Raw genomic sequence first — 862 nt, 5'->3', positions numbered from 1 at the left:
TGATGAACTCCTGATTAGTAGAAAAATGGCATGACGTAGGGAAAACCAAGCGCGACCAAGACCAACACGGCGACGAACCAGAAAATGAGCTTGTAGGTGGTGCGCACTTGCGGAATCGCGCACACCTCGCCCGGCTTGCAGGCTGCGGTCGGTCGGACGATGCGCCGCCAGGCAAAGAACAGTGCAACCAGCGCCGCGCCGATGAAGATCGGCCGATACGGCTCCAATACCGTCAGGTTGCCGATCCATGCCCCGCTGAACCCCAAGGCGATCAAAACCAGCGGCCCCAGGCAGCAGGCCGACGCAAGAATGGCGGCCAGCCCACCGGCGAAGAGCGCGCCGCGCCCGTTTTGTGGTTCAGACATACGCTTGTCCTTTCAAATTTGGTTTGGATAGCTTAAGCTTACTTCCGTAGTTATGTACGGAGTCAAGCGATATGCAAATTAATTTTGAGAATCTGACCATTGGCGTTTTTGCCAAGGCGGCCGGGGTCAATGTGGAGACCATCCGGTTCTACCAGCGCAAGGGCCTGCTGCCGGAGCCAGACAAGCCCTATGGCAGCATTCGCCGCTATGGCGAGGCGGATGTAACACGAGTGCGGTTCGTGAAATCGGCCCAGCGGCTGGGCTTTAGCCTGGACGAAATCGCCGAGCTACTGCGGCTGGAGGATGGCACCCATTGCGAGGAAGCCAGCGGCCTGGCCGAGCACAAGCTCAAGGATGTGCGCGAGAAGATGGCCGACTTGGCACGCATGGAGGCCGTGCTGTCTGAACTGGTGTGCGCCTGCCATGCGCGGAAAGGGAACGTTTCCTGCCCGCTGATTGCGTCACTGCAAGACGGAACGAAGCTCGCTGCATCGGCG

2 protein-coding genes are annotated in these 862 nt (G+C 59.3%); one reads left to right on the top strand and one right to left on the bottom strand.

The genetic code is table 11. The features are described 5' to 3' along the window. Positions 1–14 precede the first annotated feature (14 nt). Complete coding sequence (gene merT / locus ACNPNW_RS05345) at positions 15–365, bottom strand: mercuric ion transporter MerT (RefSeq protein ID WP_001294659.1); 351 nt, start codon at positions 363–365, stop codon at positions 15–17. A gap of 71 nt (positions 366–436) precedes the next feature. Here merT and merR point away from each other — a divergent pair. After that, positions 437–862, top strand: a 426-nt coding sequence (gene merR / locus ACNPNW_RS05340) for a mercury resistance transcriptional regulator MerR (RefSeq protein ID WP_448766652.1), incomplete at its 3' end; no start/stop codon positions are given.

Source organism: Acinetobacter endophylla, assembly GCF_053543775.1.
This window is presented reverse-complemented; position numbering and strand designations above follow the sequence as displayed.

Bases quoted from the DNA above. Each gene is read 5' to 3' on its own strand.
- merT (WP_001294659.1), bottom strand. From the start codon at position 365: ATGTCTGAACCACAAAACGGGCGCGGCGCGCTCTTCGCCGGTGGGCTG.